Here is a 16,559-nt window from a genome sequence, read left to right as displayed (position 1 = left end):
CGGACACCAGAGCCTTACGGATAGCCATGAACGGTGTCACCGGACGCATGGGACACCACCAGCACCTCGTCCGCTCGATCCTCGCCCTGCGCGAGGAAGGCGGCATCGAGGTGGGCGACGGCACCCGGCTGTGGCCGGAACCCGTCCTCGTCGGACGCAGCGAACACAAGCTCAGAGCACTCGCCGGGCGCTACGGACTGGACGCGTGGACCACCGATCTCGACAGCGTCCTCGGCGACCCGGCGACCGACATCTACTTCGACGCGCAGGCCACCGCCGCCCGCGAAGGCGCGGTGCACAAGGCCCTCGCCGCGGGCAAGCACGTGTACTGCGAGAAGCCGACCGCCCTCGACCACGGCGGCGCCCTCGACCTGCACCACCGGGCCGTCCAGGCGGGCGTCAAGCACGGCGTCGTGCAGGACAAGCTCTTCCTCCCGGGCATCCGCAAACTCAAGCGGCTGCTCGACGGAGGCTTCTTCGGCCGAGTGCTGTCCGTGCGCGGGGAGTTCGGCTACTGGGTCTTCGAGGGCGACTGGCAGCCCGCCCAGCGCCCCTCCTGGAACTACCGCGACCCGGACGCCGGCATCACCGCCGACATGTTCCCGCACTGGGAGTACGTCCTGCGCGAGCTGTTCGGCCCCATCCGGTCCGTACAGGCACACATGGCCACCCATATTCCCCGCCGCTGGGACGAGCGGGGCGTGCCGTACGAGGCGGCCGCCGACGACGCCGTCTACGCGATCCTGGAGCTGGAGGGCGGGATCGTCGCCCAGCTCAACTCCTCCTGGGCGGTGCGGGTGCACCGCGAGGAGCTGCTGGAGCTCCAGGTCGACGGCACCGAGGGCTCGGCCGTCGCGGGCCTGCGGAACTGCCGCGCCCAGCACCGCTCGGCCACCCCGCGGCCCGTGTGGAACCCCGACGTGCCGGTGACCGAGGACTTCCGCGCCCAGTGGCAGGAGGTCCCGGACAACGGCAACGCCGGGGAGGACACCAACGCCTTCAAGGCGCAGTGGGAGCTCTTCCTGCGCCACGTCGCCCTCGACGAGCCCTGGCGCTTCGGGCTCGACGCGGGCGCGCGCGGCGTGCGGCTCGGGCTGCTCGCCCGGAGCTCCGCCCGGGACGGCCGCAAGCGCCTGCTGGCGGTGTCCGGTCCCGAGGCGCGGGAGGGGGCGGCACCGTGATCCGGCTCCCCGACGCGTCCGGCGCCCTGCGCCCGCACGAGCCCAACGAGCGGCCCCTGGAGCCGGTGGCGCCGGGCGGCCCGCCCGCCTCCCGCACGCTCTTCGCCGCCGCCCATGTCGTCGCCGACCCGTACGGCAACACCACGCCGTACGGCCCCGCCGACCTCGACTGGGACGCCACGCTCGCCTTCCGCCACCACCTGTGGGCGCACGGGCTGGCCGTCGCCGAGGCGATGGACACCGCGCAGCGGGGCGCCGGGCTCGACTGGACGCGGGCGGCGGAGCTGATCCGGCGCTCCACGGCCGAGGCGCGGGCCGTGGGCGGCCGCATCGCCTGCGGGGCGGGCACCGACCATCTGACGCCCCCGTACGGGTCGCTGGAGGACGTCACGGCGGCCTACGAGGAGCAGCTGGACGTGGTGGAGGCGCACGGCGCGCAGGCCGTCGTCCTGGCCTCCAGGGCGCTCGCGGCCGTCGCCACGGGGCCGGACGACTACCGGTGGACGTACGGGCGGCTGCTGAGCCAGACGTCGGGGCCCGTGATACTGCACTGGCTGGGCCCGGTGTTCGACCCCGCGCTGGAGGGATACTGGGGCAGCGACGACCTGGACAGTGCCGCGCGGACGCTCCTGGACATCGTCTCCGCCCACCGGGAGAAGGTCGACGGGGTGAAGGTCTCCTTGCTGGACGCCGGGCGTGAACGCGCCCTGCGCAGGCGGCTGCCCGCCGGGGTGCGCTGCTTCACGGGCGACGACCTGCACTATCCCGAGCTGATCGAGGGGGACGAGCACGGCCACAGCGACGCGCTCCTCGGTGTGTTCGACCCGCTGGGGCCGCTCGCCGTGGACGCCGCGCGCCGGCTGGACGCAGGTGACCGGCGGGGCTTCCGGGAGCGGCTGGACCCGGCGCTCGCGCTCTCCCGGCACCTCTTCGAGCCGCCCACGCGCGCGTACAAGGCCGGAGTCGTCCTGCTGGCCTGGCTCGCGGGCCACCAGGAGCACTTCACGATGGTCGCGGGACAGCACGCCGCGCGCTCCCTGCCGCACCTGGCGCGGGCGTACGAACTGGCCGACGAGCTCGGCCTGTTCCCCGACCCGGAGCGCGCGGAGGCCCGCATGGCGCGGCTGCTCGCGCTGCACGGGGTGGGCCCGTGACGGGACGGGCGCGGTTCAGCCTCAACCAGTTCAGCCTCAACCAGCAGACCGTGCGCCAGTGGTCCCTGCCCGAGCTCGTGGCAGGCTGCGCGGCGGCCGGGGTGCGTCAGGTGGGGCTGTGGCGCGGGCCGGTGCGGGAGTACGGCGTCGAGGCCGCCGCCCATCTGGTGCGGGATGCCGGGCTGACCGTCAGCAGCCTGTGCCGGGGCGGCTTCCTGACCGCCGCCGACCCTGCCGGGCGGGCCGCCGCACTGGCCGACAACAGGGCGGCCGTCGAGGAGGCGGCCGCCCTGGGCACCGGCACGCTCGTGCTGGTGGCGGGCGGCCTGCCGCCGGGCTCGCGGGACCTGCCGGGGGCGCGCGAGCGGGTCGGCACGGCGCTGGCCGAGCTCGGGCCGTACGCGGCCGGGCTCGGGGTCCGGCTCGCGATCGAGCCGCTGCACCCGATGTTCGCCTCCGACCGGTGCGTCGTGTCGACCCTGCGTCAGGCGCTCGACCTGGCCGAGCGGTTCCCGGCCGAGCAGGTGGGCGTGGTGGTCGACACCTACCACCTGTGGTGGGACGACGCCGTGGCCGGGCAGCTCGCGCGGGCAGGGGAGGGCGGCCGGATCGCGGCCTTCCAGCTGGCCGACTGGGTCACCCCGCTGCCGGAGGGCGCGCTGCTGGGCCGGGGGCAGCTGGGGGACGGCTGCGTGGACCTGCGGTGGTTCCACGAGCGGGTGGGCGCGGCCGGGTACCGGGGGCCGGCGGAGGTGGAGATCTTCCATCCGGGGCTGTGGGCGCGGGACGGCGGGGAGGTCCTGGCGGAGGTGCTGGACCGATATGACCGGCACGTCCTGGGGGGTACCGACGGTAACAAGCGGCCGCCCGTTCCCCGCCCCGGGTAACGGAACGATAACTCCTTGAAGTCGGTGCAACCCTTTCGCCCTCAGGCGGGTCGTAACTTGCATCGGGCTTCCTGGGGAGGGATCCGGGGGGATTTCGGAGGAAGCCGGTTTCAGGGGGGTGCCCGAGGGGCCCGGTCGTCGGACCGGGCCCCTCGGCTTGTCCTCGCCCGTCCCCCTCGTGTCTGCCTCGCACCCGCCTCGCGCCCGTCGAGTTATCCACAGCCCCGAACGCCTGTCGCACCCCGGCGGTACCGTCGGGTCATGGCGAACATGGCAGTGGTCGAAGGGGTTCTGGAGCGGATCACCTACGCCAATGAGGAGAGCGGCTATACGGTCGCCCGCGTCGACACCGGCCGCGGCAGCGGCGATCTCCTCACGGTCGTCGGCTCCCTGCTCGGCGCGCAGCCGGGGGAGTCACTGCGAATGGAGGGCCGCTGGGGCTCCCACCCGCAGTACGGCCGCCAGTTCACCGTCGAGAACTACACCACGCTGCTCCCCGCCACGATCCAGGGCATCCGCCGCTATCTGGGCTCCGGCCTCATCAAGGGCATCGGCCCCCGCATCGCCGACCGCATCACCGAGCACTTCGGCACCGACACCCTGGACGTCATCGAGCAGGACCCGAAGCGGCTGATCGAGGTCCCCGGCCTCGGCCCCAAGCGGACGAAGATGATCGGCGCCGCCTGGGAGGAGCAGAAGGCCATCAAGGAGGTCATGGTCTTCCTCCAGGGCGTCGGCGTCTCCACCTCCATCGCCGTGCGGATCTACAAGAAATACGGCGACGCCTCCATCTCCGTGACCCGCCATCAGCCCTACCGGCTGGCCGCTGACGTCTGGGGCATCGGCTTCCTGACCGCCGACCGCATCGCCCAGGCCGTCGGCATCCCGCACGACAGCCCCGAGCGCGTCAAGGCCGGTCTGCAGTACGCCCTTTCCCAGTCCACCGACCAGGGCCACTGCTATCTCCCCGAGGAGAAGCTGATCGCCGACGCCGTCAAGCTCCTCCAGGTCGACACCGGGCTCGTCATCGACTGCCTCGCCGAGCTCGCCGCCGAAGAGGAGGGCGTGGTCCGCGAGCGCGTGCCCGGCCCCGACGGCGAGCCCGTGACCGCCGTCTATCTCATCCCCTTCCACCGCGCCGAGCTCTCCCTCGCCGGTCAATTGACGCGGCTGCTGCGGGCCGAGGACGACCGGCTGGCCGCCTTCCGCACCGTCGAGTGGGACAAGGCGCTGGCCTGGCTCGCCGACCGCACCGGCGCCGAGCTGGCCCCCGAGCAGCAGCAGGCGGTGCGGCTCGCGCTCTCCAGCAAGGTCGCCGTCCTCACCGGCGGCCCCGGCTGCGGCAAGTCCTTCACCGTGCGGTCGGTGGTCGAGCTGGCCCGCGCCAAGAAGGCCAAGGTCGTGCTCGCCGCGCCCACCGGGCGGGCCGCCAAGCGGCTCTCCGAGCTCACCGGCGCCGACGCCTCCACCGTGCACCGGCTCCTGGAGCTCAAGCCCGGCGGTGACGCCGCGTACGACAAGGACCGGCCGCTGGACGCCGATCTGGTGGTGGTCGACGAGGCGTCCATGCTCGACCTGCTGCTGGCCAACAAGCTCGTCAAGGCCGTGGCACCGGGCGCCCACCTGCTGCTCGTCGGCGACGTCGACCAGCTGCCGTCCGTGGGTGCCGGAGAGGTGCTCCGTGACCTCCTCGCGCCAGGCAGTCCCGTCCCGGCCGTGCGGCTCACCCGCATCTTCCGACAGGCTCAGCAGTCCGGCGTGGTGACCAACGCCCACCGCATCAACTCCGGTGTGCAGCCCATCACTCAGGGCCTGGCCGACTTCTTCCTCTTCCCCGAGGAGGACACCGAGGAGGCGGGCCGGCTGACCGTGGAGGTGGCGGCGCGGCGCATCCCCGCGAAGTTCGGCCTCGACCCGCGCCGCGACATCCAGGTGCTGGCCCCCATGCACCGCGGCCCGGCCGGCGCGGGCAACCTCAACGCCCTGCTCCAGCAGGCGATCACGCCCGCCCGCCCCGACCTGCCGGAGCGCCGCTTCGGCGGCCGGGTCTTCCGCGTCGGCGACAAGGTCACCCAGATCCGGAACAACTACGAGAAAGGCGAGAACGGCGTCTTCAACGGCACGGTGGGCGTGGTCACCGCCCTGGACACCGTCGAGCAGCGCCTGACCGTGCGCACCGACGAGGACGAGGAGGTCGGTTACGACTTCGACGAGCTCGACGAGCTCTCCCACGCCTACGCCGTGACCATCCATCGCTCGCAGGGCAGCGAGTATCCGGCGGTGGTGATCCCGGTCACCACGGGCGCGTGGATGATGCTCCAGCGCAATCTCCTCTACACCGCCGTGACCCGGGCGAAGCGCCTGGTGGTCCTGGTGGGCTCCCGCAAGGCCCTCGGCCAGGCCGTGCGCACCGTTTCCGCAGGCCGCAGATGCACGGCCCTGGACCACCGGCTCGGTGCGGGCCCCGGCGGAAGTGATGCAGGCGGCATTCCTTCCCAGACGGTTTACCAACCGGGGCGAACGGGGCAGTATGGCCAGGCTGGGCGGCACTGAGTGCCGTCTTTAGGCCCTATGGCCGACCCCGAGTGCACGTGCATCGTCCAAATGGGGGAAGGTAGGGGTAGTCAGGGCACCTCGAAGAAGAGGCACAACGTCGGTGAGGGATGACGTGAGCGACAACTCTGTAGTACTGCGGTACGGGGACGGCGAATACACCTACCCGGTGGTCGACAGCACCGTCGGCGACAAGGGCTTCGACATCGGCAAGCTCCGCGCCGAGACCGGGCTGGTGACCCTGGACTCCGGTTACGGCAACACCGCCGCGTACAAGTCCGCTATCACCTACCTCGATGGCGAGCAGGGCATCCTCCGCTACCGCGGTTACCCGATCGAGCAGGTCGCCGAGCGCAGCACGTTCCTGGAGACGGCGTTCCTGCTGATCAACGGCGAGCTGCCGTCCGCCGACGAGCTCGCCACCTTCAAGGGTGAGATCACCCAGCACACGCTGCTGCACGAGGACGTCAAGCGCTTCTTCGACGGCTTCCCGCGTGACGCCCACCCGATGGCCATGCTGTCGTCCGTGGTCAGCGCGCTGTCCACCTTCTACCAGGACAGCCACAACCCGTTCGACGAGAAGCAGCGCCACCTCTCGACGATCCGTCTGCTGGCCAAGCTGCCGACGATCGCCGCGTACGCCTACAAGAAGTCGATCGGCCACCCGTTCGTCTACCCGCGCAACGACCTCGGCTACGTCGAGAACTTCCTGCGGATGACGTTCTCGGTGCCGGCCCAGGAGTACGACCTCGACCCGGTCGTCGTCTCGGCCCTCGAGAAGCTGCTGATCCTGCACGCGGACCACGAGCAGAACTGCTCGACCTCCACCGTGCGCCTGGTCGGCTCCTCGCAGGCGAACATGTTCGCCTCGATCTCCGCCGGCATCAGCGCCCTGTGGGGCCCGCTGCACGGTGGCGCCAACCAGTCGGTCCTGGAGATGCTGGAAGGCATCCAGGCCAACGGCGGCGACGTGGACTCCTTCATCCGCAAGGTGAAGAACAAGGAGGACGGCGTCCGCCTGATGGGCTTCGGCCACCGCGTCTACAAGAGCTTCGACCCGCGGGCGAAGATCATCAAGGCGGCGGCGCACGACGTCCTCTCGGCGCTCGGCAAGTCCGACGAGCTGCTGGACATCGCGCTGAAGCTGGAGGAGCACGCGCTCTCCGACGACTACTTCGTCTCGCGCAACCTCTACCCCAACGTGGACTTCTACACCGGTCTCATCTACCGGGCGATGGGCTTCCCGACCGAGATGTTCACCGTGCTCTTCGCGCTCGGCCGCCTTCCCGGCTGGATCGCCCAGTGGCACGAGATGATCAAGGAGCCCGGCTCCCGCATCGGCCGCCCGCGCCAGATCTACACCGGCGTCGTGGAGCGTGACCTCCCGCTCGGCCGCGGCTGATCCGAGGCCGTTCAGGGCCCAGGACAGAGAAAAGCGCCCCGCTACCGATCCCCCCACGGGTCGGAGCGGGGCGCTTTCCGTTCCCCGGTACGGATTCCCCCCACGGGATCCGGCCGGGAGCCGCGGTGCGCGGTGCCGACGCGATCTGCCGGGACCCGTACGCACGGGAGGGCCGCTCAAAGCTCCCCGGTGTACGTGCCCCGGCCACGCGTGGCCGGTACCGTCCCCCAAGACGATCCAGCACTGCCTGGTTAGACCCACGACCCCCCGCAATGGTTACGTCGGAATCGCTGTGATCTAGGTCTCCTGCCATAACTGGACGTAAAAGGGCAAGGGGGTGAATGTGTGGGTGTTGTGTCGCTTTTATGGGTTACGTGAATCCGGACCCCGGCCGGCCCGGGTTCAGCGGAACGCGCGCAGCCGCAGGCTGTTGGTCACGACGAAGACCGACGAGAAGGCCATCGCGGCTCCCGCGATCATCGGGTTGAGCAGGCCGGCCGCGGCCAGTGGCAGCGCGGCCACGTTGTAGCCGAACGCCCAGAAGAGGTTGCCCTTGATGGTCGCGAGCGTGCGCCGGGCCAGCCGGATGGCGTCGGCCGCGACCCGCAGGTCACCGCGGACGAGCGTGAGGTCGCCCGCCTCCATGGCCGCGTCCGTGCCGGTGCCCATCGCGAGCCCCAGGTCGGCCGTGGCCAGGGCGGCCGCGTCGTTGACGCCGTCACCGACCATCGCGACCGTACGGCCCTCGCCCTGCAAACGCCGGACGACGTCGGCCTTGTCCTGCGGCAGCACCTCGGCGATCACCTCGTCGATGCCCACCGCGCGGGCGACGGATCCGGCCACCGCGGCGTTGTCGCCGGTCAGCAGCACCGGGCGCAGCCCCAGGGCCCTGAGCCCGGCCACTGCCTCAGCGCTGGTCCCCTTGACGGTGTCGGCGACGGACACGACGCCCCGCGCCGCCCCGTCCCAGGCCACCGCCACGGCCGTGCGGCCCTCGGCCCGCGCCGCATCCAGCGCCTCCCCGAGCCCGGCGGGCAGCGCGATCCCGGCGTCGGCCAGCAGGGACTCCCGGCCCACGAGCACCTCGTGCCCCTCGACCACGCCCCGCACGCCCAGCCCGGCCAGGCTCTCGAAGTGCTCGACGGGCGGCAGCGCGCCGGTCCGCTCCGCCGCTCCGGCGGCGACGGCCCGCGCGACCGGGTGCTCGGAGAAGTGCTCCACCGCCCCGGCCAGCCGCAGCAGTTCGCGCTCGCTCCCGCCCGGCACGGTGACGACGTCGTACAGCCCCATCCGGCCGGTGGTCACCGTGCCCGTCTTGTCCAGCACGACCGTGTCCACCCGCCGGGTCGACTCCAGCACCTCCGGCCCCTTGATCAGGATGCCGAGCTGCGCGCCCCGGCCCGTACCGACCATGAGCGCGGTCGGCGTCGCCAGGCCCAGGGCGCAGGGGCAGGCGATGATCAGCACGGCGACGGCGGCGGTGAACGCGGCCGCGGTGTCCCCGGTCGCCAGCAGCCAGCCGGCCAGCGTGCCGAGCGCGATCAGCAGCACCACGGGCACGAAGACGCCGGAGACGCGGTCGGCGAGGCGCTGCACCTCGGCCTTGCCGTTCTGCGCGTCCTCCACCAGCCGGGCCATCCGCGCGAGCTGGGTGTCCGCGCCGACCCGGGTGGCCTCGACGACCAGCCGCCCGGCGGCGTTGACCGTCGCGCCGGCCACCGTGTCGCCCACGGCCACGTCCACCGGCAGCGACTCGCCGGTCAGCATCGAGGCGTCCACCGCGGACGCGCCCTCGACGACCGTGCCGTCCGTCGCGATCTTCTCCCCGGGCCGCACGGCGAAGCGGTCGCCGACCGCCAGCCGGGACACCGGGATCCGCTCCTCGCGGCCGTCCCGCAGGACGGTCACGTCCTTGGCGCCCAGCTCCAGCAGCGCCCGCAGCGCGGCCCCCGCCTTCCGCTTGGACCGCGCCTCCAGCCAGCGCCCGGCCAGCAGGAACGTCGTCACCCCGGCCGCCGCCTCCAGGTAGATCGCCGACGACCCGTCCGTACGGGATACGGTCAGCGAGAAGGCGTGCCGCATGTGCGGCATCCCGGCCGTGCCGAGGAACAGCGCCCACAGCGACCAGCCGAACGCGGCCAGCGTGCCGATCGAGACCAGGGTGTCCATGCTCGCCGCGCCGTGCCGGGCGCCCGTCCACGCGGCCCGGTGGAAGGGGAACGCGCCCCAGACCACGACGGGCGCGGCGAGCGTCAGGGACAGCCACTGCCAGTTGTCGAACTGCAGCGCCGGGACCATCGACAGCAGCACGACCGGCGCGGACAGCACGGCGGAGAGGACCAGCCGCCGCAGGAGCGCGTCGGCTTCCCCGCCGCCGGCTCCTGCGCCGCCGGCCTCCGGTGCCGCGGCCGCCGCGGGCTCGGGGGCCCGGGGTGGCTCGGCCGTGTAGCCCGTCCGCTCCACGGTGGCGATGACGTCCGCCACCGCCACCCCTTCACCGAGGGCGACGCGCGCCTTCTCCGTGGCGAAGTTGACGGTGGCCCGGACGCCGTCCATCCGGTTGAGCTTGCGCTCCACGCGGGCGGCGCACGACGCGCAGGTCATCCCGCCGATGGCGAGTTCGACCTCGGCGGGAGCGGGCGCCTTCGGGGCGGGGGCCGTGCTGTTCATCGCGGACTCCTGGTGATCAGGCGCGGCCCGTGAGCTCGTAGCCCGCCTCGTCGACGGCGGCGCGGACGGCCTCGTCGTCCAGCGGGGCCGCGGCGGTGACGGTGACCTGGCCGGTCGCGGCGACGGCCTTCACCGAGGTGACCCCGGCGAGGGCGGAGATCTCTTCGGTGACCGCGGACTCGCAGTGGCCGCAGGTCATGCCGGTCACCTGGTAGACGGTGGTGGAGTCGCTCATGGTGGTTCCCCTCGGTGGGTCGTGCGTCGTCGGACAACAGCGACAACAGCTTACCCCCTGGGGGTATTCCCGAAGGGGTGTTCCAAAGGCCCCGCGGGGTGTGCACGGCCAGGGGCCCCGGGCCGGAAGTCCGGCCCGGGGCCCCTGTGGGGGCGATATCCGGTCAGTCCTCGGCTGCGCGCCGGGAGCGGTTGCCGGGACGTGCGGCCACCCAGTCGCGGATCGTGTCCGCGAACCAGTAGGGCTTGCCGCCCTCGACGAGATCGGGGGTGGGGAGCATGCCGTGCTTGCGGTAGGTCCGGACGGTGTCGGTCTGTACGCCGATGTGTGCCGCGATCTCTTTGTAGGACCAGAGTCGACGATCGGTCATCTCTCGCGCCTCTCCGCTGCGCCCCGGCGACGGAGGGGGATCCGTCGGGGAAGCCGGGGCGCGGCCTTCGTGATCACTGAGCCTTTGCCCTGTGAACGACGCCGAGTGACAGGCGGCGAGGGGTTGTTGGCGCTCTGTGACCGAAGCGTGACGGTTTTGCGGGGTGGTGGGGGTTGCTCGCCGTTGTCGTGTGCGGGTTCGTTGCTCCCCCAGCTACCGCTGGGAGGTGCCCCCAGCGGCGGGCGGCCTCAAACGCCGGCCGGGCTGTTGTGGATCTCGCCGTTGTCCAGTGCGGCAGAACACCCTTCGGGTGTGTCCTCAATCGCCGGACGGGCTTGGTCTCGGGTCCCGCAGTTGTCACGAGTCCGGCCGGGCCACCCGCACGGGGCGGTTCTCCCGGCGGGACCGTTCGCATGCCTCCGCGATGAGCAGTGCCGCCAGGCCCTCCTGACCGGAGCAGGGGTTGGGTGCCTCGCCGCGCGCGGCCCGTAGGAAATGAGCCAACTCGGCTCGGTAAGCCGCCTCGAATCGCTCCAGGCAGTCCGCCCAGGGCCGCTCCGGTGCCCCGGGGCCGCCGGGCTCGGCCGATGTCGTGGGCGTACGGTCGCCCAGCCCGGCCACCCACTGGTCGCGTTCGCCGGCCAGCTCCATGCGTACGTCGTAGCCGGCTCCGTTGTAGCGGGTGGCGGTCGCGGTGACGAGTGTGCCGTCGTCCAGGGTGAGCAGAGCGGCCGCGGTGTCCACGTCGCCCGCCTCCCGGAAGAACGCCGCGCCGCCGGCGGAACCCCGCGCGTAGACCTCCGTCACCTCACGTCCCGTCAGCCACCGCACGGCGTCGAAGTCGTGGATCAGGCAGTCGCGGATCAGACCGCCCGAGAGGGGCAGGAAGTCCGCGGGCGGGGGAGCGGCGTCGGAGGTGACGGCCCGGATGGTGTGCACCCGCCCCAGCCGTCCCGCCCGCACCGCCTCGCGCGCCGCCCGGAACCCCGGGTCGAACCGCCGCTGGAACCCCATCTGCAACAGCGTCCCCGCCTCCTCGACAGCGTGCAGCGCCTCCCGCGTGCGGTGGGGGTCGAGCGCGACGGGTTTCTCGCAGAAGGTGGGCAGACCGGCTTCCGCGGCGCGTGTGATCAGCTCCGCGTGGGTGGCGGTGGGGGTGGTGATGACGACGGCGTCGACGGTGCGGAGGAGGGTGTCGAGGGGGGTGGTGCGGGTGTTGAGGCGTTTGGCGAGGGTGGTGGCGCGGTGGTCGTCGGCGTCGGCGATGAGGAGGTCGTGGACGTCGTCGTTGGCGGCGAGGGCGGTGGCGTGGAACGAGCCGATGCGGCCTGCGCCGATGAGTCCGATACGCATGGTGGTGCCCCTTTCTTTTTCCCCAGCCCCGCCCCTTCCCGCAGCATCTGATGCGCGGCTCCGCCGCGGCCGGGGCTCCGCCCCGGACCCGTGGTCGGGTGCGGGTCCATTGGCGCCTGCGGCGCTTTGTTCCCCTACTCCGCCCCTTCCCGAAACTGGGGCTGCGCCCCAGACCCCGCAACACGGCTTCGCCGCGTTGTCCTCAAACTCCCCCAGCTACCTCCCCCAGACTCCGTCCGGGGGTGCCCCCAGAGGTGCCCCCAACGGGCTGAAATCAGCCCGTCCGGCGTTTGAGGACGCTCCCCCAGACTTCGTCCGGGGGGACCCCCAAGGGCGCTGGGGTCCGGGGTCTCCCCGGTTTCGGGAAGGGGCGGGGTAGGGGAAACAAAGCCCGCCGCAGGCGGACATCAGTCGTACAGCGCCGGCCGCCGCGCCAAGTCGACCACCTCGCGGGCACCCGATGCCTGAGACCGGGTGCCCGCTTCGCAGGCGGCCGCCGCCGCGTAGCCGTCCCACGCCGAAGGGCCCTCCGTGCGGCCCGAGCGGGTGGCCGTCACCCAGCGCTGCACCTGCTCGTCGTACGCGGAGCGGAAGCGGGTCACGAAGTCCTGGGGGATCTCGCCGCCCCAGCGGCCCGCCGTGTTCACGAGCGGGCCGCCCGGCTCGCCGATGCGCGCGCTGCCGCGTTCGCCGACGGCCTCGCACCGGACCTCGTAGCCGAAGCCGCAGTTGACGAAGACCTCGACGTCCGCGAGGGCGCCGCCGGAGGTCTCCAGGAGGACGAGCTGGGGGTCGCTCAGGCCCTCGGGCGCGGCGGGGGAGCGGGCCGGTTTGAGGACGGTGACGGCGGTGATCTCCTGGCCGAGGAGCCAGCGGGTGGCGTCGATCTCGTGGACCACCGAGTCGTTGATCATCATCTGCTCGGTGAAGCCGGGCGGCGTGGCGACGTTGCGGTGCCGGCAGTGCAGCATCAGCGGGCGCCCGATCCCGCCGCCGTCCAGCAGGGACTTCAGCCGGCGGTACTCCGCGTCGTACCGCCGCATGAAGCCCACCTGGACGCGCCGGTGCCCGAGCCGCGCCTCGGCCTCCACCACGCGCAACGCGGACGCGGCGTCCGGCGTCAGCGGCTTCTCGCACAGCACGGGCAGGTCGCGCGCGAACGCCGCCAGCAGCGCGGCCTCGTGCGCGGGGCCGGGGGAGGCGATGAGCACGGCGTCCACGTCGGGGGCGGACAGGGCGGCCGCCGTGTCGGTGTAGGCCGTGCAGCCGTCGATGCCGGTGGCGGCCCGCTTCGCGCGGTCGCCGTCGACGTCGACGACCGCCGCGACCCGCGCCCCGCTGATGACCCGGTCGAGCCGCCGGACGTGGTCGGCGCCCATCCGCCCCGTGCCGATGACGGCGACGCCGAGCGTGCCTTGCTGCGTCATGGTGGGTGTCTCCTCGTTTCCGTGCGGGACGCCGTCAGACGCCGCAGCCCCGCAGATAGCGCCGGGTGCGCCGGGCGATGGGCAGCGGACGGTCGGGCGGGCAGGGGTACATGTCCTGCTCCACGATCGCGAACAGGTCGGCGTCCAGCTTCGCGGCGGCCGCGAGCACGGGCTCCAGCGCCGGTACGCCGAGCGGTGGTTCGCACATCACGCCCTGCCGCACGGCGGGCCCGAACGGCGTGCCCTTCGCGACCACGTCCGCGAGGACCGCCGGGTCGACCTGCTTGAGGTGGAGGTAGCCGATCCGCTCGCCGTAGGTCTCGATGAGCTTGACGCTGTCGCCGCCGCAGTACGCGTAATGGCCGGTGTCCAGGCACAGGTTGACCAGTGCGGGGTCCGTCGCGTCGAGGAAGCGCTCGACGTGCGCCTCGGTGTCGATGTGGGTGTCGGCGTGCGGGTGGACGACGGTCTCCAGGCCGTAGCGGTCGCGGACCTCGCGGGCCAGCCGCTCCGTGCCCGTGGCCAGGTGGTGCCACTGCTCGGGCGTCAGCTCCGGGCTCTCGACGACCTCGGCGGTGCGGTCGTCGCGCCAGAAGGACGGGATGACGACCAGGTGCCGCGCGCCCGTCGCCCGCGCCAGCCCGGCGACCGCCGCCACCTGCTCCCAGGTCGCGTCCCAGACGGCGGGGCCGCGGTGGAGGGCGGTGAAGACGGTGCCCGCGGAGACGGAGAGGCCGCGCCGCCCGGTCTCCTCGCGCAGCCGGGCGGGGTCGGTGGGGAGATAGCCGTACGGCCCGAGCTCGGTCCAGGCGTAGCCCGCGTCGGCGACCTCGTCCAGGAAGCGCTGCCAGGGGACCTGGGCCGGGTCGTCGGCGAACCACACGCCCCAGGAGTCCGGGGCGGAACCCACCCGGATGCGGGACGCGGGCGACGGAGCGGGGCTGGGGGGCATCTGCGGCTCTCCTCGGGTCGCCTCGGACGAGGGGCGGGGCTCCTCCGTAGCTTCCCCGCCGGGCGGACGGGGTGTCAAGGTTACGTCCGGACATTCGGACGTCACGTCAAGTCCGGCCCGGGTACGTCTATATGTAAGGACAATTCCTTGACACGGTCGTGAGGCCCCGGCTAGACCTGACCCCATGAGCGAGACGGGACCGTACGACCTGATCACGATGGGCCGGGTCGGGGTGGACCTCTATCCCCTCCAGCCCGGCGTGCCGTTGGCGGAGGTCGAGACCTTCGGGAAGTTCCTCGGCGGGTCGCCGGCCAATGTCGCGGTCGCCGCCGCCCGGCTCGGCCGCCGCACCGCGCTGATCAGCCGCACCGGCGCCGACCCCTTCGGCGAATACGTCCACCGGGCGCTGCGCGACTTCGGCGTGGACGACCGGTGGGTGACCGCCGTGCCCGCCCACCCCACCCCCCTGACCTTCTGCGAGATCTTCCCGCCGGACGACTTCCCGCTCTACTTCTACCGCCGCCCCAAGGCCCCCGACCTGGACATCCACACCACCGAGCTGGACCTGGACGCCGTGCGCGCCGCCCGGATCTTCTGGGTGACGGGCACGGGGCTGTGCGAGGAGCCGAGCCGCTCCGCGACCCTGGCCGCGCTCGCGGCCCGCGCCAAGCGGGGCACCACGGTCTTCGACCTCGACTGGCGGCCGCTCTTTTGGGGCGGCGAGGGCGGCGCCTCCGGCGACGGCGGGCGTACGGGCGCCGCCGCGATGGCCACCGCCCGGCCCTACTACGCCGCCGCCCTCGCCCACGCCACCGTCGCCGTCGGCAACGCCGACGAGTGCGAGGTCGCCACCGGCGAACGCGACCCCCTCGCGGCGGCCTGGGCGCTCCTCGACGCCGGCGTCGAACTGGCCGTCGTCAAGCAGGGCCCCAAGGGCGTCCTCGCCGTCCACCGGGACGGCACGACGGCCGAGGTCCCACCCGTGGAGATCGAGGTCCTCAACGGGCTGGGCGCGGGCGACGCGTTCGGGGGTGCGCTGTGCGACGGCTTGCTGGCGGGGCGTTCCCTGGAGGCGGCTCTGCGGTACGCGAATGCGGCGGGGGCGATCGTGGCTTCTCGGTTGTCGTGTTCGTCCGCTATGCCGGCGCCTGCGGAGATCGAGGGTCTCCTCGGCGGGTCGGGTGGGTAGGGGGGCGGTCCGCTGCGCCTGCGGCGGGCTTTGTTCCCCAGCCCCGCCCCTTCCCGAAACTGGGGCGCGTGCCCCAGGCCCCCGGCTGTCCCGCCGTTGCCGCCTGCGGCGGAGAGCGCCCTGCTGGGGGTCCCCCCGGACGAAGTCTGGGGGAGTTTGAGGACAGCGCGCGAAGCGTGCTTCGGGGTCTGGGGCGAAGCCCCAGTTCGGGAAGGGGCGGGATTGGGGAAAAAAGCCCGCCGCAGGCGCAACCCACCAAGACCATCCGCCAAGCCGAAGGCAGACGTGAGAATCGACATCGCCGACCTCGCCAGAACAAGAAGCCGGCACCCCGAAGCCATCGCCGAAGCCGCCGCCCGCAGAGTGACGCGGCCGCTCATCGGCGACACCGGCCGACTGATGATCATCGCCGCCGACCACCCCGCCCGAGGCGCCCTCGCCGTCGGTGGGCGGCCGTTCGCGATGGCGGACAGGGCCGGGCTGCTGGAGCGGCTCTGCCTCGCGCTGTCCCGGCCCGGCGTCGACGGCGTGCTCGGCTCTGCCGATGTCCTCGACGACCTGCTGCTGCTCGGCGCGCTGGAGGGCAAGGTCGTCATCGGGTCCATGAACCGTGGCGGGCTCGCGGGCGCCGCGTTCGAGATGGACGACCGGTTCACCGGACACCGCCCCGAGGACCTGGCCGGGCTGCGCTTCGACGCGGGCAAGCTCCTGCTGCGCATCGACCACGACGACCCCGGCTCGCTGCGGACCCTGCACTCCGCGGCCCGCGTCATCGACGACATGGCCGCGCGCCGACTGCCCGTCTTCGTCGAGCCGTTCCTCTCCCGGCGCGTGGCGGGGCGGGTGCACAACGACCTGAGCGCCGAGGCCGTCACCACCTCCATCGCCGTCGCCTCGGGGCTCGCCGGGACCTCCGCGTACACCTGGCTCAAGGTGCCCGTCACCGACGACCCCGCCGACATGGCCCGGGTGCTGGAGACCACGACGCTCCCCACCGTGCTGCTGGGCGGTGACGTCGCGGAGGGCACGTACGAGAAGTGGTGCGCGGCCCTGCGGCTGCCCACCGTGCAGGGGCTCGTCGTCGGCCGCTCCCTGCTCTATCCGGCCGACGGGGACGTGGCCGGTGCCGTCGACACGGCCGTAGGACTCCTGTGACGCTTGAGTCCCCACACGGCGTCAGGAGAGA

General features: G+C 72.8%; 13 protein-coding genes. 7 read left to right on the top strand and 6 right to left on the bottom strand.

Annotation, left to right across the window (positions count from 1 at the left end; all coding sequences use genetic code 11):
• The first annotated feature begins 26 nt into the window (after positions 1-26).
• The 5 genes from ACFY1P_RS21965 (at position 27) to ACFY1P_RS21945 (ending at position 7,177) form a co-directional block, all read left to right on the top strand.
• Positions 27-1,181 (top strand): Gfo/Idh/MocA family protein, encoded by a 1,155-nt coding sequence (locus ACFY1P_RS21965; protein ID WP_390751646.1) that lies wholly within the window; start codon positions 27-29, stop codon positions 1,179-1,181.
• Entirely contained in the window at positions 1,178-2,335 is a 1,158-nt protein-coding gene (locus tag ACFY1P_RS21960) for a dihydrodipicolinate synthase family protein (protein WP_390751645.1), read from the top strand. Before ACFY1P_RS21965 ends, ACFY1P_RS21960 begins: the two co-directional genes overlap by 4 nt.
• On the top strand, positions 2,332-3,222 hold the full coding sequence (locus ACFY1P_RS21955) for a sugar phosphate isomerase/epimerase family protein (protein ID WP_390751644.1): 891 nt from the start codon (positions 2,332-2,334) through the stop codon (positions 3,220-3,222). Before ACFY1P_RS21960 ends, ACFY1P_RS21955 begins: the two co-directional genes overlap by 4 nt.
• Before the next feature lie 261 nt (positions 3,223-3,483).
• Entirely contained in the window at positions 3,484-5,775 is a 2,292-nt protein-coding gene (locus tag ACFY1P_RS21950; RefSeq protein ID WP_390751643.1) for an ATP-dependent RecD-like DNA helicase, read from the top strand.
• A gap of 115 nt (positions 5,776-5,890) precedes the next feature.
• Entirely contained in the window at positions 5,891-7,177 is a 1,287-nt protein-coding gene (locus ACFY1P_RS21945; protein ID WP_361523381.1) for a citrate synthase, read from the top strand.
• A 402-nt stretch (positions 7,178-7,579) separates the two neighbouring features.
• Here the strand turns inward: ACFY1P_RS21945 and ACFY1P_RS21940 are convergent, their stop codons facing one another.
• The 6 genes from ACFY1P_RS21940 to ACFY1P_RS21915 form a co-directional block, all read right to left on the bottom strand.
• Positions 7,580-9,847, bottom strand: coding sequence for a heavy metal translocating P-type ATPase (locus ACFY1P_RS21940; protein ID WP_390751642.1), 2,268 nt, complete (start codon positions 9,845-9,847; stop codon positions 7,580-7,582).
• Positions 9,848-9,863: 16 nt separating this feature from the next.
• Entirely contained in the window at positions 9,864-10,082 is a 219-nt protein-coding gene (locus ACFY1P_RS21935; protein WP_361523375.1) for a heavy-metal-associated domain-containing protein, read from the bottom strand.
• A gap of 163 nt (positions 10,083-10,245) precedes the next feature.
• Entirely contained in the window at positions 10,246-10,452 is a 207-nt protein-coding gene (locus ACFY1P_RS21930) for a helix-turn-helix transcriptional regulator (RefSeq protein WP_390751641.1), read from the bottom strand.
• A gap of 357 nt (positions 10,453-10,809) precedes the next feature.
• Positions 10,810-11,805, bottom strand: a complete 996-nt coding sequence (locus ACFY1P_RS21925; protein ID WP_390751640.1) for a Gfo/Idh/MocA family oxidoreductase — start codon at positions 11,803-11,805, stop codon at positions 10,810-10,812.
• A gap of 407 nt (positions 11,806-12,212) precedes the next feature.
• On the bottom strand, positions 12,213-13,232 hold the full coding sequence (locus ACFY1P_RS21920; protein ID WP_390751639.1) for a Gfo/Idh/MocA family protein: 1,020 nt from the start codon (positions 13,230-13,232) through the stop codon (positions 12,213-12,215).
• Between the two features lie 34 nt (positions 13,233-13,266).
• Complete coding sequence (locus ACFY1P_RS21915; RefSeq protein WP_390751638.1) at positions 13,267-14,184, bottom strand: sugar phosphate isomerase/epimerase family protein; 918 nt, start codon at positions 14,182-14,184, stop codon at positions 13,267-13,269.
• A 184-nt stretch (positions 14,185-14,368) separates the two neighbouring features.
• Here ACFY1P_RS21915 and iolC point away from each other — a divergent pair, with 184 nt between their 5' ends.
• Positions 14,369-15,373 (top strand): 5-dehydro-2-deoxygluconokinase, encoded by a 1,005-nt coding sequence (gene iolC, locus ACFY1P_RS21910; RefSeq protein WP_361535409.1) that lies wholly within the window; start codon positions 14,369-14,371, stop codon positions 15,371-15,373.
• 285 nt (positions 15,374-15,658) lie between these two features.
• The gene (locus ACFY1P_RS21905; protein WP_390751637.1) at positions 15,659-16,528 is read left to right on the top strand and encodes a deoxyribose-phosphate aldolase; all 870 of its coding nucleotides are present in this window, start codon (positions 15,659-15,661) and stop codon (positions 16,526-16,528) included.
• Positions 16,529-16,559: the final 31 nt, after the last annotated feature.

Origin of the sequence: Streptomyces sp. NPDC001407, assembly GCF_042895325.1 — a bacterium.
In the GTDB taxonomy this organism is placed as follows: Bacteria; Actinomycetota; Actinomycetes; order Streptomycetales; family Streptomycetaceae; genus Streptomyces.
Note: the sequence above shows the minus strand (reverse complement) of the source record. Positions and strands in the feature narration are given on the sequence as shown.